This is a genomic window from Bradyrhizobium sp. IC4059, assembly GCF_020193615.1.
Classification (GTDB): domain Bacteria; phylum Pseudomonadota; class Alphaproteobacteria; order Rhizobiales; family Xanthobacteraceae; genus Bradyrhizobium; species Bradyrhizobium yuanmingense.
On sequence record NZ_JADYVH010000006.1, the window covers coordinates 309,932 to 329,592 of the forward strand.

Annotated in this window: 18 protein-coding genes, 2 tRNA genes and 3 pseudogenes; 15 read left to right on the forward strand and 8 right to left on the reverse strand. The window is 65.4% G+C overall.

The features are described 5' to 3' along the window. Positions 1-171: 171 nt before the first annotated feature. Positions 172-257: transfer RNA gene (locus I6F12_RS20770), tRNA-Tyr, on the forward strand. Positions 258-383: 126 nt separating this feature from the next. On the opposite strand, the gene I6F12_RS20775 is transcribed toward I6F12_RS20770, so the two are convergent. From I6F12_RS20775 to I6F12_RS20785, 3 genes are all read right to left on the reverse strand, one after another. After that, entirely contained in the window at positions 384-1,415 is a 1,032-nt protein-coding gene (locus I6F12_RS20775; RefSeq protein WP_109143328.1) for an LLM class flavin-dependent oxidoreductase, read from the reverse strand. 95 nt (positions 1,416-1,510) lie between these two features. After that, entirely contained in the window at positions 1,511-2,491 is a 981-nt protein-coding gene (locus tag I6F12_RS20780; protein WP_225157126.1) for an NADPH:quinone oxidoreductase family protein, read from the reverse strand. A gap of 56 nt (positions 2,492-2,547) precedes the next feature. Beyond that, the gene (locus I6F12_RS20785) at positions 2,548-4,605 is read right to left on the reverse strand and encodes an ATP-dependent helicase (protein WP_225157127.1); all 2,058 of its coding nucleotides are present in this window, start codon (positions 4,603-4,605) and stop codon (positions 2,548-2,550) included. A 121-nt stretch (positions 4,606-4,726) separates the two neighbouring features. On the opposite strand from I6F12_RS20785, the gene I6F12_RS20790 reads away from it, so the two are divergent. Then, positions 4,727-5,320, forward strand: a complete 594-nt coding sequence (locus I6F12_RS20790; protein WP_036010860.1) for a TMEM175 family protein — start codon at positions 4,727-4,729, stop codon at positions 5,318-5,320. Here I6F12_RS20790 and I6F12_RS20795 read toward each other — a convergent pair. Next, entirely contained in the window at positions 5,287-5,661 is a 375-nt protein-coding gene (locus I6F12_RS20795) for a YciI family protein (protein WP_036010863.1), read from the reverse strand. The two genes, I6F12_RS20790 and I6F12_RS20795, sit on opposite strands and share 34 nt — an antisense overlap. Before the next feature lie 211 nt (positions 5,662-5,872). Here I6F12_RS20795 and I6F12_RS20800 point away from each other — a divergent pair, with 211 nt between their 5' ends. Continuing rightward, positions 5,873-6,058 (forward strand): hypothetical protein, encoded by a 186-nt coding sequence (locus I6F12_RS20800; protein WP_036027686.1) that lies wholly within the window; start codon positions 5,873-5,875, stop codon positions 6,056-6,058. Between the two features lie 27 nt (positions 6,059-6,085). Continuing rightward, positions 6,086-6,347, forward strand: a pseudogene (locus tag I6F12_RS20805) (hypothetical protein). Between the two features lie 11 nt (positions 6,348-6,358). Here I6F12_RS20805 and I6F12_RS20810 read toward each other — a convergent pair. Then, a pseudogene (locus I6F12_RS20810) lies at positions 6,359-6,487 on the reverse strand (ABC transporter substrate-binding protein); the annotation flags it as partial. Positions 6,488-6,940: 453 nt separating this feature from the next. Here I6F12_RS20810 and I6F12_RS20815 point away from each other — a divergent pair. After that, positions 6,941-8,686, forward strand: a pseudogene (locus I6F12_RS20815) (ATP-binding protein); the annotation flags it as partial. A 329-nt stretch (positions 8,687-9,015) separates the two neighbouring features. Beyond that, positions 9,016-9,089: transfer RNA gene (locus I6F12_RS20820), tRNA-Gly, on the forward strand. A 70-nt stretch (positions 9,090-9,159) separates the two neighbouring features. Here the strand turns inward: I6F12_RS20820 and I6F12_RS20825 are convergent. Further along, positions 9,160-9,354 carry a hypothetical protein gene (locus tag I6F12_RS20825; RefSeq protein ID WP_225157128.1) on the reverse strand — a complete coding sequence of 65 codons (195 nt, stop codon included), beginning with the start codon at positions 9,352-9,354 and terminating at the stop codon, positions 9,160-9,162. Between the two features lie 88 nt (positions 9,355-9,442). After that, a complete protein-coding gene (locus I6F12_RS20830) occupies positions 9,443-10,306 on the reverse strand; it encodes a formate/nitrite transporter family protein (RefSeq protein ID WP_225157129.1) in 864 nt (287 codons plus the stop codon). Between the two features lie 164 nt (positions 10,307-10,470). On the opposite strand from I6F12_RS20830, the gene I6F12_RS20835 reads away from it, so the two are divergent. From I6F12_RS20835 to I6F12_RS20870, 8 genes are all read left to right on the forward strand, one after another. Further along, positions 10,471-10,923 (forward strand): DUF2231 domain-containing protein, encoded by a 453-nt coding sequence (locus I6F12_RS20835; RefSeq protein ID WP_225132621.1) that lies wholly within the window; start codon positions 10,471-10,473, stop codon positions 10,921-10,923. Further along, complete coding sequence (locus I6F12_RS20840) at positions 10,920-12,254, forward strand: sorbosone dehydrogenase family protein (protein WP_225157130.1); 1,335 nt, start codon at positions 10,920-10,922, stop codon at positions 12,252-12,254. Before I6F12_RS20835 ends, I6F12_RS20840 begins: the two co-directional genes overlap by 4 nt. 61 nt (positions 12,255-12,315) lie before the next feature. After that, positions 12,316-12,531 (forward strand): hypothetical protein, encoded by a 216-nt coding sequence (locus I6F12_RS20845; protein WP_036010879.1) that lies wholly within the window; start codon positions 12,316-12,318, stop codon positions 12,529-12,531. Between the two features lie 13 nt (positions 12,532-12,544). Beyond that, positions 12,545-12,715 carry a hypothetical protein gene (locus tag I6F12_RS20850; protein ID WP_167361681.1) on the forward strand — a complete coding sequence of 57 codons (171 nt, stop codon included), beginning with the start codon at positions 12,545-12,547 and terminating at the stop codon, positions 12,713-12,715. 303 nt (positions 12,716-13,018) lie between these two features. Further along, the gene (locus tag I6F12_RS20855; RefSeq protein ID WP_225157131.1) at positions 13,019-13,846 is read left to right on the forward strand and encodes a 3-keto-5-aminohexanoate cleavage protein; all 828 of its coding nucleotides are present in this window, start codon (positions 13,019-13,021) and stop codon (positions 13,844-13,846) included. A gap of 131 nt (positions 13,847-13,977) precedes the next feature. Then, on the forward strand, positions 13,978-15,180 hold the full coding sequence (locus tag I6F12_RS20860; RefSeq protein ID WP_225157132.1) for an MFS transporter: 1,203 nt from the start codon (positions 13,978-13,980) through the stop codon (positions 15,178-15,180). 180 nt (positions 15,181-15,360) lie between these two features. Next, positions 15,361-16,590 carry a CaiB/BaiF CoA-transferase family protein gene (locus I6F12_RS20865; RefSeq protein WP_225157133.1) on the forward strand — a complete coding sequence of 410 codons (1,230 nt, stop codon included), beginning with the start codon at positions 15,361-15,363 and terminating at the stop codon, positions 16,588-16,590. A 338-nt stretch (positions 16,591-16,928) separates the two neighbouring features. After that, positions 16,929-17,144: a hypothetical protein gene (locus I6F12_RS20870; RefSeq protein WP_036010888.1), complete on the forward strand. Its 216-nt coding sequence runs from the start codon at positions 16,929-16,931 to the stop codon at positions 17,142-17,144. 303 nt (positions 17,145-17,447) lie between these two features. On the opposite strand, the gene I6F12_RS20875 is transcribed toward I6F12_RS20870, so the two are convergent. Next, positions 17,448-18,110: a TetR/AcrR family transcriptional regulator gene (locus I6F12_RS20875; RefSeq protein ID WP_036027671.1), complete on the reverse strand. Its 663-nt coding sequence runs from the start codon at positions 18,108-18,110 to the stop codon at positions 17,448-17,450. Positions 18,111-18,318: 208 nt separating this feature from the next. Here I6F12_RS20875 and I6F12_RS20880 point away from each other — a divergent pair, with 208 nt between their 5' ends. Then, a complete protein-coding gene (locus I6F12_RS20880) occupies positions 18,319-19,554 on the forward strand; it encodes an acyl-CoA dehydrogenase family protein (protein WP_036027669.1) in 1,236 nt (411 codons plus the stop codon). Positions 19,555-19,661 lie beyond the last annotated feature (107 nt).

A 19,661-nucleotide genomic window follows, 5' to 3' on the forward strand; every position in this document is an offset into this window, starting at 1 on the left:
TTTGAGTGGCTTCGAGGGCGATTTTAGCTGCTTGCCTCGGTTGACTTTGCCCCACCGCTTCGCCCATAAACGCGCCCGGTCGCGCCCCGATACGGGTTGCCGCGGCCTTCACGTTCCATGGCCGTCTTCGGTCCGCCGGCAAGGTCCGGCCCGATTGTGCTGCCGTCGAGCGGGGGAGTGTCCCGAGTGGCAAAGGGAGCTGACTGTAAATCAGCCGCCTCATGGCTTCGCAGGTTCGAGTCCTGCCTCCCCCACCAGCCTTCGCTCGCTTCGCGAGCTACGGCTAGGCGAGCCAGCATAAGTGTTCGTGGCGCGAAGTGAGCGAAGGCTGTCGCGCCGTAGCCGCAGGGCGTAGGCGGACCGAGACGGTCTCGAAAGCACGCTTACCCCATCATCTCCCGCACCATCGGCACCACCTTCCGCCCGTAGAGCTCGATGCTCCGCATCAGCTTCTCGTGCGGCAATGGCCCCGCCGAATACTTCAACTGAAACCGCGAAAGCCCGAGCGCCTTTGCGGTCTTCGCGATCTTGCGCGCCACCGTTTCCGGCGAGCCGACATAGAGGGAGCCGTGCTCGGCCTCATGGACGAACTCGTCGCGTCCCATCGGGGGCCAGCCTCGCTCCTTGCCGATGCGGTCGCGCATCGCCTTGTAATCGGGCCACAGCTCCTCGCGTGCCTGCGCGTCGGTCTCGGCGACGAAGCCCGGCGAATGCACGCCGATCGGCTGGGCCGGGCGGCCGAACTCCCTGAAGGCCCGATGATAGAGCTCGACATAGGGCGCAAAGCGCGCGGGATCGCCGCCGATGATCGCCAGCATCAAGGGCAGATCGTAATGCGCGGCGCGCACCACCGATTGCGGACTGCCGCCGACGCCGATCCAGGTTTTCAGCTTGCCGTTCTCGACCGGCGGATAGACCAGCTGATCTTTCAGCGGCGGGCGCAGCTTGCCTTGCCAGGTGACCGGCTGCTGCGACAAGAGCGCGGCGAACAGATCGAGCTTCTCCTCGAACAGCTCTTCATATTTGCGCAGGTCGAAGCCGAACAGCGGGAAGGATTCGGTGAACGAGCCGCGGCCGAGGATCACCTCGGCGCGTCCGTTCGAGACCGCATCCAGCGTGGCAAAGCGCTGGAACACGCGGATGGGATCGTCCGAAGACAGCACCGTCACGGCCGAGCCGAGATGGATGCGCCTGGTGCGCGATGCGATCGCCGCGAGCACGGTCTCCGGCGAGGAGATCGCGAAATCGGCGCGGTGATGCTCGCCGAGACCGATGAAATCGAGACCGAGCTCGTCCGCCAGCACCGCTTCGTCGACCACGTTGCGGATCACCTGCGCATGCGGAATCATGTCGCCGGACGCATCTCTTGTGACGTCGCCAAAGGTATCCAGTCCGAATTCGAGCGGTGGGGTCATCGATCAGGTCTCTGTGGGAGGATCGGCCACATCTAAGGGACCGCAGCCCGGTCACAAGCGCACGTGCGGAAATGCTCGGTTTCCGTTTGTGGATCTTATCGCCCGATGCGCAACACCATCTTGCCGAGCGCAGCGCGCGTCTGCATCGTCTTGAATGCCGCGCGGAAATCCTCGAAGGCGAAGACTTGGCCGACCACGGGCTTCAACTGGCCATCGGCAAGCCAGTCCGTCAATTGTGACATCAGGCGCTTCTGCACATCGGGCTCGCGCGTTGGAATCTGCGCGAGATCGACACCGAGCAAGGCGCCGCCTTTCAGAAGCGGCAGATTGAACGGCAGCGCGGGAATGGCGCCGGCGGCAAAGCCGACCACGAGATGGCGTCCGCGCGAGGCGATGGATCGAAATGCCTGCACCGAGATTTCGCCGCCAACGGGATCGAAGATCACGTCCGCGCCACGTCCTGCCGTCAACTCCTTGAGCGTGTCGCGCCAGCCGGCCTGCGTATAGTCGATCACCGCATCGGCGCCATGCGCCTGCGCAAACTCGCGCTTCTCTGGTGTTGATGCAGCCGCGATGACGCGAGCGCCGAGCAGCTTTCCAATCTGGACGGCCGCAATCCCAGTGCCGCCGGCGGCACCCAGCACGAGAAGCTGCTCGCCTGCGGCCAGCGAAGCGCGCGCGCCCAGCGCATAAAGGGCCGTCAGGTAATTGGCGCGAAACGAGGCGGCGACCTCGGCTGCGACGCCATCCGGCAGGGGATGGACCGCTTCAGGCCTGACGACGATCTCCTCGGCAAGCGCGCCCGAGCGCGTCATCCCCATCACGCGCATGCCGGGCTGGTAGCCGCCCGGTGCGCCGGGCGCGTCCGTCACCACACCCGCGAATTCCGTGCCGGGAATGAAGGGCAGGGGGTCCTTGGTCTGGTAGCGTCCCTCGATCTTCAGGCCGTCGACGAAGCCAATCCCGGCAGCTTCCACCCGGATGCGCAGCTGTCCCGCCTCCATGGACGGAGGCGGTACGTCCTTCAGCTCGATCTGATCGATGGGGGCGTATTGCTCGACGACAACGGCTTTCATGTCGGACCTCTGTTGTTCCAGTTATCCTGACAGGTCTCGACACTAGCCTCTTGTGTCTACCGCCACATCCCGCGCATCCTTGCCCCGATGTCGATCTTCGGCCCCTGCGCCGCGGTGCGCGCGGCACCGCTTGCTGCCTTCGGCCAGGCGGTGCGCTCGAACAGGTAGACCAATTGCTCCGGGATGAACCGGGTGCGCGAGGCGTAGACGTGGCGGTCGCCCCTGGCGGCCTGACCGTGCACGAAGAAGCGCTGCGGCACGACGAGATGCAGATCGTCCTTGGCGCGCGTCATCGCGACATAGAGCAGGCGGCGCTCCTCCTCGATCTCGGCGCTGGTGCCGGCGCCGAGATCGGACGGCATGCAGCCGTCGACGACGTTGAGCACGAACACCGATTTCCACTCCTGGCCCTTGGCGGAGTGGATGGTGGAGAGGATCAGGTAGTCCTCGTCGCGCAGGGGTGGCCCTGATTTGTCGCTGGTCGCATCCGGCGGATCGAGCGTGAGCTCGGTCAGGAATTTCTCGCGAGAGGCATAGCCGCTCGCGATCTGCTCGAGTTGCATCAGATCGGCGCGGCGCGTCTCGGCATCCTCGTGCATGCGGTCGAGATGCGGCTCGTACCAGAGCCGCACCCGTTCGAGATCGACGGGCCATTCCGAATAGCGCAAGTTTTCGACCGTGCGGACGAAACAGGTCCAGTCCTCGCCGGTGCGCGCCGGCCCCGGCAGCCGGCCGAGCGCGGCAAGCGGGTCGGTGCTCTCCGCCATCTGGTCCAGCACGCGCTGTGCGGTCGCAGGCCCGATACCCGGCAGCAGGTGCAGGATGCGAAAGCCGGCGACGCGGTCGCGCGGATTCTCGGCGAAGCGCAACACGGCCAGCACGTCCTTGACATGCGCGGCATCGAGGAATTTCAGGCCGCCGAACTTGACGAAGGGGATGTTGCGGCGGGTCAGCTCGATCTCCAGCGGACCCGAATGCGAGGAGGTGCGGAACAGCACCGCCTGGTGCTTGAGCAGCGCGCCTTGCTCGCGGTTCGCCAGCACCGCCTCGACGATGTAGCGCGCCTGGTCGGCCTCGTCGTGCACGGTGACGAGCTGCGGCTTCTGACCTGAGGTGCGGTCGGTCCAGAGGTTCTTGGTGAAGCGCTCGCGGGCGAGGCCGATCACGCCGTTCGCCGCCGACAGCACCGCCTGCGTCGAGCGGTAATTGCGGTCGAGCGTGATCATCTCCGCGCGCGGCGAGAAGCTCTGCGGAAAGTCCAGGATGTTGCGCACGGTGGCGGCGCGAAACGAATAGATCGACTGCGCGTCGTCGCCGACCACGGTGAGGCCGCGGCCGTCGGGCTTGAGCGCCAAGAGGATCGAGGATTGCAGACGGTTGGTGTCCTGATATTCGTCGACCAGCACGTGGTCGAAGCGGCCGCCGATTTCTTCGGCGATCAGCGCATCGCTCATCATCTGCGACCAGTACAGCAGCAGATCGTCGTAATCGAGCACGTGCTGGGCCTGCTTGGCCTCGACATAGGCGGCGAACAGACCCTTCAGCTCGGCGGCCCAGCCCGCGCACCAGGGAAAATGCTGGGCGAGCACCTTCTCGATCTCCATCTCGGCATTGACGCAGCGGGAATAGATCGACAGGCAGGTGCCCTTGGCCGGAAAGCGGCTCTCGGTCTTCGACAGGCCGCGCTCGTGCCGGACCAGGTTCATCAGGTCGGCAGAATCCTCGCGGTCATGGATGGTGAAGGCGGGATCGACCCCGATCCGCTCGGCATATTCGCGCAACAGCCGCGCGCCGATGCCGTGGAAGGTGCCGGCCCAGGTCAGCGCATCGCGCATGATCGCGGCGTTGTTCTCGCCGAGCACCTTGCGCGCGATGCGCTCGACCCTTCCGGCCATCTCCGCCGCCGCGCGTCGGGAGAACGTCATCAGCAGGATGCGGCGGGGATCGGCGCCTGCGACGATCAGATGCGCGACGCGGTGGGCGAGCGTGTTGGTCTTGCCGGAGCCGGCACCGGCGATGACGAGCAGGGGACCGCCCACGATGGCCCCTTCGGCCACGCCATGCTCGACGGCGCGGCGCTGCTCCGCATTGAGCGTGTCCAGATATGTCGCCACGAATCGCCCCGGTGAAAGGATGAGACTCGGCGATCCCGGCGCGAATCGCAATGCGGCTGGACGGAACTGGAATTAGGATTTAGGGGAAGATGGCCCTTTGGTTCCAGCACCCCATGGCGAGATGACCGAGCTCAAGCCCGAACAATTCGAGATGCGGCGGCTGGAATCGCTCAGCAACACCATTTTCGGCGTCGCCATGACGCTGCTGGCCTACGACCTGCCGAAGGCGGCAGTGTTCAGTGGCGCACCCGACTGGAACGATCTCGCGCGGGTGTATTCCGGCAAGCTTGCCGGCTTCGCGCTCAGCTTCATCATCGCCGGGGTGTTCTGGATCAGCCATCACCGCCGGCTGGCACGTCAGCCCGTCGGCAGCCGCGGCATGGTGGTCCTCAACCTTTTCTTCCTGCTCTCGATCGTGCTGCTGCCGGTCACCAATGGGCTCTACACCAACTACGCCATGAGCAGCGCGGTGGCGGTGCTCTACGGCCTGCACCTGACCACGATCGGCGGCCTCAATGCCTTGCTGTGGTGGACCATCCTGCGCGGCTGGGGCCGCGAGATCATGGCTTCGCTGTTTCCGGTCGCCGTGTTCATCCCGGGCACCATCGTTGCGGCGTTTGCGCCGCATATCGCGCCCTACATCTGGTGTTTTGCCTTTGGCGGCCTACTGATCCAGCGCTTCTATGTCGCGCCGAACCCATCGGCCGGCACGTAAAGCTTGACCGGGCGGATCTCGTACACCGCCGTCGGATTGACCGCGCGCAGCTTCCGCGCCGCTTCGATCGCCTCCTCCTCGGTGGCGCATTGCATCAAGTGGAAGCCGAGAAGCTGCTCCTTGGTCTCGGCAAACGGCCCGTCCAGCACCATTCCCGCGCCGGGGCCGCGCAAGGTCCGGGCCTTGCGGGTCTCATCCAGCCGGGCCGCCGGACCAAACTGCCCGCTGGCCCGCAGCGGCGCCTGAACCTCGATGACCTTGGCGACGACCGCGGCGTCCTGCTCCGCCGTCCAGGACAGGACCTCGTCTTCCACGTGATAGGCCAGGATGGCGTACAGCATCGTCACCTCGTTCTTTTCTGCTTTTGTTTCTGCGCAAGTCCTGAGGACGTGGCACGGCGGCCCGTGCCGACACTTCCGAAGCAAAATATTGCGTGGCCCGCAAGCGGCGAAACCGTCCTGAAACCCGATTGCGTCCTCGCCGATGTGAACGCCGCCGGAACTGGTCGCGACTGATGGACCATAAACAACAAGTTCTTTGCTGGAGGCGGCAATGTCGGGTCATACCATCAAGATCATCTGCGACGCGCGGCGGGCAGGGCAGTCGGAGCCGGCCGATCTGCACGACCAGGCCGGCCATCACCGCTATTACGGCAGCTCGGCCGAGAACGGCGGCGAGCGGATCGTCGAAAGCCGGCGCGGCAAACGGCGGCGCGTGTTCAACATCTTCGGCTTCTGAAGCCTTGCGGCGAGGCCGGCGTTCGAAATGGACGTTCTGCAGATATCGATCGCGGCGATGCCGTTCCTGCTCGCGCTGATGAGCCGGACCTCCAAGGCCATCGTCCCGTGCCTTCTGACCAGAGGTTATGTTTGAGCATGATCTTTTCGGAAAACCGCTACAAACTTTTCCGGATCATGCTCTGGTCACGGTGCTGCTCGGCGAGGAACCGCACCGCGCGGTCGTGGCCTGGTGCGTCGGCATGCTGATCGCCGCCGTCGCGCTGCGCGAGCGGCTTCGCGCCGGCTGACGCCGTATTCGTCATTGCCCGCTCAAGACCTGCTTGACCAGCGCCTCGCGCAGCGAGGCCAGCTCGCCGCTCGCCTGCATCTGGGCGATGACCTTGCCGACCTCAGGCACCAGATCGCGATGACGTTCATGCAGGTAGTGGTTGCAGGCGATGCGCGCCAGCCGGATCGTGTCCTGCGCCAACGCAGGGTCAGTGGCGAGCAGCGACAGGCAGGCGACGGCTAGCCGCCAAAGTTGGCGCCTGCACACCCGGTCGCAACGATCATTGCGCGCTCGTCCCGCGAGCCATACCGGACTTTCACCGATGACATTTTAGCACGAGCAGTGATAATTTGCCCAGCAGTGCCGCTGCGGGGGCGGAAGACGTGACTTGCCGACTTCGAGCTCGCGGGCCGACGGGACGTCGCTTGCATCGGGTGACGAGACGGGCGCGTCTCAGCCCATGGATTGCTCGAGACTGCAACCGCTCGACCGCAGCAGCGAGCCGCCATTTCGGGAACATGGTGCATGGCCAACGCAGCTGACGAGGACGCCAAGCGCAGCCACGCCATCGCGCCGACGGCGGCGAAGCCTGGTCTGACCGACATCGAGACGCTTGCGGCCATCGCCGAGTACGTCAGCAAATACAGCCTGACCCGGCCCTCACCGCCGTTACGCCTGGAGCGCCGGCCGCCCTCCGATGCCGACGAGCTGGACAAGGTGATCGAGGCTTTCAACGCGATGTGCGCGAACCTCCAGCAGGCCTATGGCGAGCTGCGCGAGGCCAATGCCAATCTCGAGCGCGATTTGACCATCCGCCGGCGCGCCGAAGCGGAGGCGCGGGCGAGCGAAGAGCGTTTCCGCGACTATGCCGAAACCGCGTCCGACTGGTTCTGGGAAACCGGGCCGGACCACTGCTTCACCTATCTCTCTGACCGGGTGATTGCCTTCGGAATGGATCCCAAAGTGCGGATCGGCACGCGTCGCATCGATACTGCGCTCGATCGGGATACCGAGGCCGAGAAATGGCGCGCGCATCTGGCGACGCTGGACCGTCACGAGCCGTTCCGCAAATTCGAGTATCGCGGACGCGACACGCGCGGGCGGATGCATCATTTCAGCGTCAACGGCAAGCCGGTTTTCGACTACGATGGACGCTTCCTCGGCTACCGCGGCTCCGCGACCGACCTCACCGCGCAGCACGAGATCGAGGAGCGGCTGCGTCAGTCCCAGAAGATGGACGCGATCGGCCAGCTCACCGGCGGCGTGGCGCACGATTTCAACAACGTGCTCACGGTTATCACCGGTACGATCGAGATCATCCAGGAGGGGCTTGCGGACAAGCCCGAGCTGGCCGCGATCGCGCAATTGATCGATGATGCGGCCGCGCGCGGAGCGGAGATCACCTCGCAACTCCTGACCTTCGCGCGCCGCCAGCCGCTGGAGCCGCGCGAGATCGACGTCAACGCGCTCGTGGTCGAGACCGCGAAGCTGCTGAGGCCGATGCTCGGCGAGCAAATCGAGATCGAGACGCGGCTCGCCGACGAGGCCTGGTCCGCGATGGTGGATCCGTCGCAGCTGTCCTCCGCGATCGTCAACCTCGCCGTCAATGCGCGCGACGCGATGCCGGGCGGCGGCAAGCTCACCCTCGAAACCGCGAACCGCGAGCTCGACGGCACGGGGACCGCTGGTGAGGGCGTGCGCGGCGCCTTCGTGATGGTTGCAGTCGGCGACACCGGTCACGGCATTCCGGCCGATATCCGCGAGCGTGTTTTCGAGCCGTTCTTCACCACCAAGGGGGTCGGCCGCGGCACCGGTCTGGGGCTGAGCATGGTCTACGGCTTTGCCCGCCAGAGCGGCGGCACTGTTGCGATCGAAAGCGAGGAGGGGCGCGGCACCGTGATGCGGCTGTTCCTGCCGCGGGCAAAGGGCGAGGCGGTGGCCAGGACGGCGCCGGTTCAAGCGCCCGCCACGGCGCGCGGGCGGGAGACGATACTCGTGGTGGAGGACGATCCGCTGGTCCAAGGCTATGTCATCGCGCAACTCGGCGGCCTCGGCTACCGCACGCTCGCTGCGAGCGACGGCGCGTCCGCGCTGGCGCTGGTCGACCAAGGTGCCCGATTCGATCTGCTGTTCACGGACATCATCATGCCCGGCGGCATGAACGGGCATGAATTGGCCGAAGCCGTCAGGCTCCGCCGGCCGGGCGTGAGGGTGCTCTACACCTCCGGCTATACCGACAACACCATCGTCCACGACGGACATCTCGATCCCGGCGTGGCGCTGCTGTTCAAGCCATACCGCAAGGCGGAGCTGTCGCAGAAGATTCGCGAGGTGCTTGCCGGCGAGCCCCCCGTCTGACCCGCGCCGACAGACGAAAAAGGCGCGGCGGGGAGGCCCCGTCGCGCCCGATTTCTTGCTCGCTGGTCCAGGGCTGAGAGCGCCCCGATGCCAAGCCCTACTCGAAGCCTAGCGGGCGATCCCAGCGAGGTGACAGCGCTTGAGATAAGACACTGGATCACCTCCTTTCGTTGGTTTCGGAAGTCTTCAATATAGGCGGCGATCCCGCCGCTGTTAAGGGGCGGCGGGTCCGCAGGAACCCGGGTCGTTCGCAAGGCCGCCGAAGACGCCGGAAAGCGACCTCCTGGGCAGTTGAGACCGCAGCCCGGCCGTGTTAGGGAGCCCCCAACGCGGGTGTAGCTCAATGGTAGAGCAGCAGCCTTCCAAGCTGAATACGAGGGTTCGATTCCCTTCACCCGCTCCAGAACCTGTTGGACGCGATATCCCAGTAGGGCGTTTCCTCGATAGCCGCCCGTGGCTTGACGGCCGATCAGCTATTCCTCGTCCCGTCGCTCGCGTTCCTTCCGTGCGCGATCGACCGCGCCGCCTCGAGGCTGTCCGCTGACCTTCACGCCGGGGAGATGATCGACCTTGTCGGCCTCGTCGCCGCGCTGAAGTTCGCAATCAATGATGTCGCGTGATCCTTCGGCCGGTTCCTTGTCGAATGGGCTCTTGCTCTCGATGCGCATGAATGATCCTGCTTGACCGCGTTGATTGCTAAGGCAAACCCAGCTCGGCGCTATCGTTCCTGTCCAAAGCAGCCGCTTCGTGCAGGCTCTATCCCCTGTGGCCATCGATTTCGGCGGCGACCTGTCCGTAGTTCAGCAGCGCAACCAGGGTCGTTCCGCCGATAATATTGCCGAGTAGCGTGGGTATGAAGAAGTCGGAGGTATATTGGCTGAACGAGGCCAGGCCGCTCTGCACCAGAAAGGCGCACTCGATCGAACCCGCGACGATGTGCAAGAACTGGCCGAGTGCGACCACATAGGTCATCACTACGATGATGTGTGCGCGCGAGCCTTTGGTAGCCGGAAGAAGCCAGGCCATCGAGGCGATCAGCCAGCCGGCGAAGATGGCCCTGACGAAGGTGCTTGAGAACGTCCCCTCGATCGTCGGCCGGCTGAGATCGATGAAGGCGTCCACGATGCGAGGTTCGAAGATGCTGGTGCGAGCGAGCACGGAGGCGGCCGCCCAGGTCCCTGCGATATTCGAGGCGAGAACCAGGATCCAGAGCTTGAGCACGCTTGCCAAGGTGCCGAGATCCCTGTTGTGCAACAGCGGCAGGATCGGTGTCAGCGTGTTCTCGGTGAAGAGCTGTTGTCGTCCCAGCACGACGACCAGGAAGCCGACGGTGTAGCCGAGCGGAGCAACCAGGCGGCGGGTCGCCTCATCCGAGATCAGCGCATGCAACTCGCCCTGAACGATTAGCGACAGGCTTATCGAAAGGCCGGCGGCAAAACCGGACAGCACGATGGCCCACCATCGCCGCTCCAGCTCCTGCTCGCCTTCGGCGCGGATCGTCTCATGGATCAGCGCGGCGCTTGGCCTGCTCTGGGATTCGATCTGCCTGGTCTGGCGCCGCGACACGCCGTCGAGCTTGGATGCTGGGTTGAATGAGGCGCCGTCGCCAGACTGATCCACGCTGCGGTCTCCGAAAGGCTGATCCAGTCAAGACTTCCGGATGTCCCATTCAGTTCCCCTTGCGCGGTGCAGCCTCGCTCCAGGCGCGATGCAGCACGCGGAGGAACCTTCGCCATGAGCGGGAGTTCGCCGTGGGGGCAAGGGCGAAAGTCACGAGGCCAACCGTGCAAGACGACGTGCGCGTGCGTTCCACCGCGCAGATCGCGGGTCATCCGATTCATCCGATGCTGGTGCCGATCCCGATCACGTGTTTCGTCGGGGCGCTGCTGACCGACATCGCCTATGTCGCCAGTGCCGAGATCATGTGGGCGAATTTTTCGGCCTGGCTGCTGCTCGCCGGAATCGTCTTCGGCGTGCTGGCGGCGATCGTGGGCCTGATCGACTTCCTCGGCAATCGGCTGGTGCGGGCGCAGGCGCCGGCCTGGCCGCATCTGATCGGCAATGTCGTGGTGCTGATCCTTTCGATGGTCAATCTGATGATCCACATGCGCGATGGCTGGACTTCGGTGTGGCCGAGCGGGCTCGCCTTGTCCGCGCTCACAGTGCTGATCCTGCCGATCACGGGGTGGCTCGGCTGGGCTCTTGTCTATCGCCACGGCGTGGGAGTTGCACGATGATATCTGCGATGATCCGCGCGCTGTTGTGCGCGTCGCTGCTGGGGCTGGCCGGCTGCAATGACGGCAGCGGCGATCCCAACGCGCAGGTCGGCGCCAATCCGGCACTTCCCGAAATCCAGCAATATCTGCTGCCGCCGGTCCACATTGCCCGCATCGTCGGCTGGAAGAAGGACGAGACGCCGACGGTCGCGCAGGGCCTGCAGGCCAAGGCCTTCGCCACCGGCCTGCAGCACCCGCGCTCGCTCTACGTTCTCCCCAATGGCGACGTGCTGGTGGTGGAATCCAAGGCGCCGAAAGGCGCTCCGATCAAGCGGCCCAAGGAACTCGTGATGGGCGTCATCCAGTCCTGGGCGACCTCCGGCGGCGACAGCGGCGCGAGCAACCGCATCACGCTGCTGCGCGACAGCAACGGGGATGGCGTGCCGGAGACGCAAAGCGTCTTCCTCGACCATCTCAACTCGCCGTTCGGCGTCGCGCTGGTCGGCAACGATCTCTATGTCGCCAACACCGACGCCATCGTCAGATATCCCTACACCGAAGGGGACACGAAGATCACCGCGCCGGGCACGGTGCTGACGCCGCTGCCGGGCGGTCCGATCAACCATCACTGGACCAAGAGCCTGGTCGCCAGCCCCGACGGCTCGAAGCTCTACGCCGGCGTCGGCTCCAACAGCAACGCTGCCGAGAGGGGCATGGAGGCCGAGCACAATCGCGCCGCCATCCTCGAGGTCGATCGCGCCAGCGGCCGCTGGCGCGTGTTCGCAAGCGGCCTGCGCAATCCCAACGGCCTCAGCTTCGAGCCGCAGACCGGTGCACTCTGGGCGGTGGTCAACGAGCGCGACGAGCTCGGTCCCGATCTCGTGCCTGATTACATGACCTCGGTGAAGGACGGCGGCTTCTACGGCTGGCCCTACAGCTATTTCGGCCAGCACGTCGATCCCCGCGTCAAGCCGGAGCGGCCGGATCTCGTCGCCAGGGCGATCGTGCCGGACTACGCGCTGAGCTCGCATGTCGCCCCGCTCGGGCTCGCCTTCAACACCGGCACCAGCCTGCCGGCCGGCTATCGCGGCGGCGCCTTCGTTGGCGAGCACGGCAGTTGGAACAGGCAGGTGCTGAGCGGCTACAAGGTCGTGTTCGTGCCGTTCACGGACGGCAAGCCGAGCGGCCCGCCGCAGGACGTCGTCAGCGGGTTCCTCAACAGCGACAATAAGGCGCGCGGCCGCCCCGTTGGTGTTGCCATCGACAAGACCGGCGCGCTTCTGGTTGCGGACGACAGCGGCAACACGGTCTGGCGAGTGAGCGCGACCCATCCGCAGCTGACGCAACGTTAAGCGCGCAGGCGCGTTGTCGTGCAGACCTTTTCTCTGAAATCTAGAGCCAGGAGTTTGGACAATGGGCCTTGCGCAATATGCCATCGTGCCGGTGCGGGACGAATGGGGCGTGCTGCACGACGGCGACGTCAAGAACACCTACGCCACCAAGGAAGCCGCGTTCGAGTCCGCAGTCGCCGCCGCATCCCTCGCGCTGCGTGAGGGACATGAAGTTCAGGTCAGCGTGCCCGGCCGCGAGGCGGGAGGCAACGCGCTCGGCGTCCGGGACAACGCTTGAGAAGGAAGACGCGATGACCAAGCCCCGTGAGCCCAACGGCGTCGAGCCATCCCGCTCCGAGGACGACATCCAGCGCGACCAGCTCGGCCCGCGCGGCGTGCCGGGCGCGCCCGATCCGGCCAAGATGACGCCGCAGCGCGAGAAGAAGACGCCGAAGCACGTGGATCCCGGCCACACCGCGTGAGGGGCTCCGCTGCGGCCAACCGACCAGACGATCAATCGCCCGCGGCGGGCGGCACTCCTCCGTCATTTCCGTAGCGGCCTTTGAATCGAGGTAGTCGCCTCATCGAGGTAGTCGCCTCGAGGTCATCGCGCGCGCCGCCGCCAGCCGCACGGCTACAGCAGGCCGGGCGACCGCAGTTCCGACCTGATTCAGACGAAAAGGCCCTGTCGCTGCGATCGACGGATGTTGCGGCGACAGGGTTTCACTTGTAGCAAGACTGGCCGAACGTTATGCGCGCGAGCGCGAAGATCATGAGGTCGCTGGATGAACCCCGCTGTCATTGCCGTCGCCATCACCGGCTCCGTTCCGCGCAAGAAGGACAATCCGGCGGTGCCGATCCTGCCCTCGGAGCAGATCGAATCGACGCACCAGGCCTTCGAGGCGGGCGCCACGCTTGCGCATATCCACGTCCGCAACGACGACGAGACGCCGTCCTCCGATCCCGAGCGTTTTGCCCAGGTGCAGGAGGGGATCAAAAAGCATTGTCCTGATATGATCGTCCAGTTCTCGACCGGCGGGCGTGGCCGCGATCCCTCGGCGCGCGGATCGGCGCTCTACCTCAAGCCCGACATGGCCTCGCTCTCCACGGGATCGGTGAACTTTCCGACCATCGTCTACGAGAACAGCGCCGCGCTGGTCGAGACGCTCGCCACTAGCATGAAGACGAACGGCATCCGGCCGGAAATCGAGATCTTCGATCTGTCGCATCTGCATGGCGCCCGCCGCCTGATCGATGCGGGCCTCATCGACGCGCGTCCGCACGTGCAGTTCGTCATGGGCGTCAAGAACGCGATGCCGGCGGACGAGCATGTGCTCGACATTCTCCTGGGCGAGCTCAGGCGGCTGATCCCGAAGGCAACCTGGACCGCAGCCGGAATCGGCCGTCATCAGGCCGAGGTCATGGGGTGGGCGCTCGCCCGAGGGGCGGACGCGGTCCGCACCGGGCTCGAGGACAATATCCGCATCGACAAGACGCGCCTTGCTGCCAGCAACGCCGAGCTCGTGACCTTGGCCTGCGAGGCGGTCGCGCGCCACGGCCGGCGCGTTGCGACCGCGGCTGAGGCGCGATCGCTGCTCGGCATCGCAGGGTAAGCGGCTTCCTCGTCCTGACATGCTCCCGGCTGCCGCCTGCCATTCGGCGGCCGGCGTTCCCGTGCGCCGTTTCTCCGAGTAGACAGATGCTACAGGCGTACTCGGCGCCTGCCGGGCGGGCGACGTTTGGAATGCAGTTCTTGAAATCCGACCGCAGGCTGATCGGCGTGCTGCTGGTGCTTGCCATCACGCAGTTGGTCGGATGGGGCACGATCGGGCTTCCCGCCGTCGTCGGGCGCGAACTCGCCGCCGATCTCGGCATGAGCCTGCCGGCGGTGTTCGCCGGAACGTCCGTTCTCTACGTCTCGATGGGGTTGTGCGGCCCGTTGCTCGCCAAGTCGTTTGCGCGGCATGGCGCGCGGACGGTGATGATGGTCGGCACGATTGTGACGGCGCCTGGCTTCGTGCTGCTGTCGCTGGCGCAAGAGCCGGTATTATACTTCGCCGCCTGGATCGTGCTCGGCATCGCCGGCAGCGCCACGCTGTCGACCGGCGCCTATATCATGCTGAACGAGATTGCGGGGCGGCAGGCCAAGAACGCGATCGGTGCGCTGATGCTGGTGACGGGCCTGTCCAGCAGCATCTTCTGGCCGACGACCTCGTTCCTGAGCGGTCACCTCGGCTGGCGGGGGACGTGTCTGGTCTATGCGGCGATGATGCTCCTCGTCAGCCTTCCGCTCTATGCGTTCTGCGCGCCGCGCCGACAGATCGCAAGGGACGAAGGCGCCGCGCCGGCCACGCGGTCGCCGCCGCCCGCGATTGCGCGGAGCACGTTCGGTCTCGTCGTCGCCGCGATCACGCTGAACGCCTTCGTCAATTTCGGCGTCAGTGCGATCCTGATCGAGCTGTTGCGGGCAGAGGGGCTGGCGCCGGCTCAGGCGCTTTTGTTCGGCTCCATGCTGGGCGTGATCCAGGTCAGCGCTCGCGGACTGGATTTCCTCGGCGGCGGACGATGGGACGGCATCACGACGGGGCTCGTCGCCGGCAGCGCCTTGCCGGTGGCCATGCTGCTGCTGATGACGGGCGAGGGTGCCACCTGGGCGGTGGCGGTCTTCATCCTGCTCTATGGCGCCGGCAGCGGCGCGATGGCGGTGGCGCGGGCGACCATCCCGCTGGTGTTCTACGACCAGGCCGAGTTCGCCAAAGCGATGTCGATGATCGCGCTGCCGCTCAACTTGGCCTCCGCGATATCGCCGCCGCTCCTCGTCGGCCTGCTCACGGCGTTCGGCAGCCGCGGCGCGCTCGGCCTCACGCTGGTGTTCTCCTGCGCGACGGTGCTGATCCTCGTTCTGCTCGCTCGGCGCCGGCCGCGGCTGCCGGTTGTTGTGACCTGAGCCGATCACGCAATCTTCGCCGCGCGGAAAGTTGCTGACGGCGACGACCTCCGGTCCGGCCGGAGATAGCCGTATGCCGCCAGTGCAGTGCTCAGGGCGCGAAAATGGTGGTATCGGCAGGGAGCGCGGCCTCGCGATCCCGCCGCCGCGCCAAGATCCAGTTCTCCGGAGGAAATCGACATGTCTGCCCTGCCGCTCTCAGGCATCAAGATCCTTGACCTCACCCGCGTGCTGGCCGGGCCGCTGTCGGCCCAGATGCTGGGCGATCTCGGCGCCGAGGTGATCAAGATCGAGCGGCCCGGCACCGGCGACGACGCGCGCGCCTTCGGCCCGCCTTACCTGACCGACCCCGAGGGCAAGGCCAACAACAACAATTCGTTCTACCTCTGCGCCAATCGCAACAAGAAGTCGGTCACCGTCAACATCGCCAAGCCCGAAGGGCAGGCGATCGTCCGCGAGCTCGCCAAGGATGCCGACGTCTTCATGGAGAATTACAAGGTCGGCGACCTCAAGCGTTACGGCCTCGACTACGAGACCATCAAGGCGATCAATCCCGGCATCATCTATTGCTCGGTGACCGGCTTCGGCCAGACCGGCCCCTATGCGCCGCGCGCCGGCTACGACGCCATCCTGCAGGCGATGGGCGGCCTGATGAGCGTCACCGGCCATATCGACGGCGAGCCGGGCGAGGGCCCGATGAAGGTCGGCCCGTCGATCGTCGACTACATGACCGGCATGAACGCCTCGATCGGCATTCTCTCGGCGCTCTACCATCGCGACGCCAGGGGCGGGCAGGGACAGCACATCGACGTCTGCCTATTCGATACGGTGATCGCATCGCTGTCGCACTGGCTGCAAATCTATCTCGTCAACGGCAAGATCCCACCGCGCCGCGGCACCTGGGGCAATGGCGGCATGCCGGCCGGCGTGTTCCGCTGCACCGACGGCGAGCTGATGGTCGTGGTCGGCAATGACGGCCAGTTTCAGCGCACCTGCGCCGTGCTCGGCGCGCCCGAGCTCGCAAGCGATCCGCGCTTCGTCAAGAACAACGACCGCGTCGTGCACGGCAAGGAGATCATGGCGATCTTCGCCGGCCTGTTCCTGAAGCAAAAGGTAGCCTACTGGCTGGAGAAGCTGGAGGAGGCGGGGGTGCCCTCAGGGCCGATCAACAATTTCGAGCAGGTGTTCTCCGACCCGCACGTCCAGTCGCGCGGCATGCGCGTGAAGGTCAACCATCCCTTCGAGCCCGATCTGTCGCTGGTCCGCAACGCGCTGACGCTCTCGGAGACCCCGATCAAGGACTACCGCGCCCCGCCGCTTCTGGGCGAGCACACCCAGGAGGTGCTCGGCGGCAAGCTCGGCTATGATGCCGGCAAGATCGAGCAGCTGAAGGCGCAGGGCATCATCTAGATTCGACGAAGCGGCGCCGGCTTTCCCTCTCCCCTTGTGGGAGAGGGTGGCTCGCCGCAAAGCGGCGAGACGGGTGAGGGGTTCTCTCCGCGTGCAAAGCTGCAGTCGAGTTCGTCGAGAGAACCCCTCATCCGGCGCTTCGCGCCACCTTCTCCCACAAGGGGAGAAGGGAAGAGGGCCGCGCTTGTGGAAACGGCGAGAAAATCGGGGCGCCATGCCGGGGCTTGCGTGAAGCTTGCCCGCAATCCCCAGCTAATCCCGGTCCGTAGTCGCACAGGCTTCCGCTTTGCCTCCGACTCTGATTCGATCTCTCCACTTGAGTTCGGGGAGGGAAGTGAATGTCCTACACGATCGGGTTCCAGGCCAAGGACCAGAAGGCCATTCTGGCGACCGAGGCGGCCACCGCCAATCAGGCCGTCGCCATCATTGCCGCGCTGCGGCAGAGCGCTGACGAGATCAAGTTCATCCGCTCGCCGCAGGAAGGCGAGATGGGCATCGAAATGCTGCTGCTGCTCGCCAAGGAAGAGGCCGAGGAGATGCCGCAGCGGGCGTAGTCCCGCCCACCAATCATTCTTCGACCAGATCGACTGCATCGCCTGTTGTGAGGTGAATGGCGCTGACTTCACCTCTCCCCGCTTGCGGGGAGAGGTCGGATCGCCTCGGCGATGCGAAAGCATCGTCCGGTGCAATCCGGGTGAGGGGGTACAGGTCTCCCCGAAGACCGCACGTGTGGAGAGAGGCCCCTCACCCCAACCCCTCTCAGCGCGAGCAAAGCTCGTCGCGGCCCCGTAAGAACGGGGCGAGGGAGCGCACCGCGAATGCAGCTTCCAGCTCCGTACCGTCAACGCCCATCTGCGCTAACGCGCCGCCACCTTTGAAGAGACCTTCGGCTCCATCCGTCCCGCCGTCAGCGCCATCGTCGCCACGCTGACGACGCGCGTGACCACATCCTCGACGTCGTCGAGGTCGCATTTGCCCTCCGAAAGCTTGGTCAGCCGCTCGCTCTCACGGATGGTGTGATGCGCCATGGCGAGCGCGAAGTTGAGGCCCCAATAGATATCGACGTCACTGCGGTCGGGCAGCGACCGCCGCATCGCGCCGACGAATTTGCGCAAATGGTCGATCTCGCGGTTCTTGATGCGCCGGATCGGCGGCACGGATTCGATCGAGGCGCGGATCATGAAGCGCGCGGCGGTCGAGCGCTGGTTCTCCGGCCCCAGGCAGCCGCGCAAGGTCGGCCCGACCAACGCGCGCAGGATGACCTCGATCGGCGCGCGGCCGCCGCCTTGCTCCTCCGCCGCCTTCAACTCGTGCAGGCGCTCGCGGTTGGTGGCGATCGACCGCGTGACAAACAGTTCCGCGATCAGCTCGTCCTTTGAGCCGAAATGATAGTTCACCGCGGCGAGGTTGACGCCCGCCTCCGCGACGATGTCGCGCAGCGTCACGTCGCCGAAGCCGCGATCGGCATAGAGCCGCTCGGCGGCGGCGAGAATGGCAGACCTCGTATGATCGCTGGCCATGGATGCCCTCGGGGAGGGGAGTTGCAATTCAAACAGTTGTATGAAACTATCGTTTGAAGGTCGGGAAAAGTCAATCCGCAATCGGGACTCGTTCGCAACTGCAGCCGGGTTTCGACAGGTCCGCAAGGACGCGCATTCGCGCTTGCGGGCCGCGCAAAGCGGGAGGACAGTCCGGCGCAAAAGGACCAGTGAGAGAGAGGAGCGTCGCATGGACTTCGATATGTCGCCCAAGCAAAAGGAATGGCTCGACCGCGTGCGGTCCTTCATGGCCAAGCACGTGCGCCCGGCGGTGCCGATCTACGATCAGCAGGACAAGAGCGGCGACCGCTGGAAGGTGATCCCTGTTCTCGAGGACCTCAAGAAGAAGGCGAAGGCCGAAGGCCTCTGGAACATGTTCATGCCGCCGTCCGAGCATGAGGACGATGAATTCCGCGGCGCGGGACTGACCAATCTCGAATACGCGCTTTTGTCGGAAGAAATGGGCCGCATCACCTGGGCCTCGGAAGTGTTCAATTGTTCCGCGCCCGACACCGGCAACATGGAAGTGTTCATCCGCTACGGCACCAAGGAGCAGAAGCGGAAATGGCTGCGGCCGCTGATGGACGGTGAGATCCGCTCCGCCTTCCTGATGACGGAGCCGGCGGTGGCCTCGTCCGACGCCACCAACATCGAGACCCGCATCGAGCGCGACGGCGACCATTACGTCATCAACGGCCGCAAATGGTGGTCGTCCGGCGTCGGCGATCCCCGCTGCAAGATCGCGATCCTGATGGGCAAGACCGATTTCAAGGCCGCCAAGCACCAGCAGCAGTCGCAGATCCTGGTTCCGCTCGACACGCCCGGCATCAAGGTCGAGAAGATGCTGCCGGTGTTCGGCTTCGACGACGCCCCGCACGGCCATGCCCAGGTGCTGCTCGAGAACGTGCGCGTGCCGAAGGAGAACATCCTGCTCGGCGAAGGCCGCGGCTTCGAGATCGCGCAGGGCCGCCTCGGCCCGGGCCGTATCCATCACTGCATGCGAACCATCGGCAAGGCTGAGGAGGCGCTGGAGAAAATGGTGAAGCGGCTTGCCTCGCGCACCGCGTTCGGCAAGAAAATCGTCGAGCACAGCGTGTGGGAGCAGCGCATCGGCGAGGCCCGCACCAACATCGAGATGACGCGTCTTCTGTGTCTCAAGGCGGCCGACATGATGGATAAGGTCGGCAACAAGACCGCGCAGGCCGAGATCGCCATGATCAAGGTCGCTGCGCCCAACATGGCGCTGAAGATCATCGACGAGGCGATCCAGGCGTTCGGCGGCGGCGGTGTGTCGGACGAGGCTGGCCTTGCCAAGGACTACGCCCACATCCGCACGCTGCGGCTCGCCGACGGCCCGGACGAGGTGCACAATCGCGCCATTGCCAGGCTCGAACTTCGGAAGTATGCAAACTCTCCCAATCACTAAGCGGGGGAGCCCTGCGGCGCTCCCGACTTGAAGAAACGACGGGACATGATCCAATTGCGGTAACCGCTTGACGCAAGTGCGTTAGCGGTTACCGATTAGGATCATGT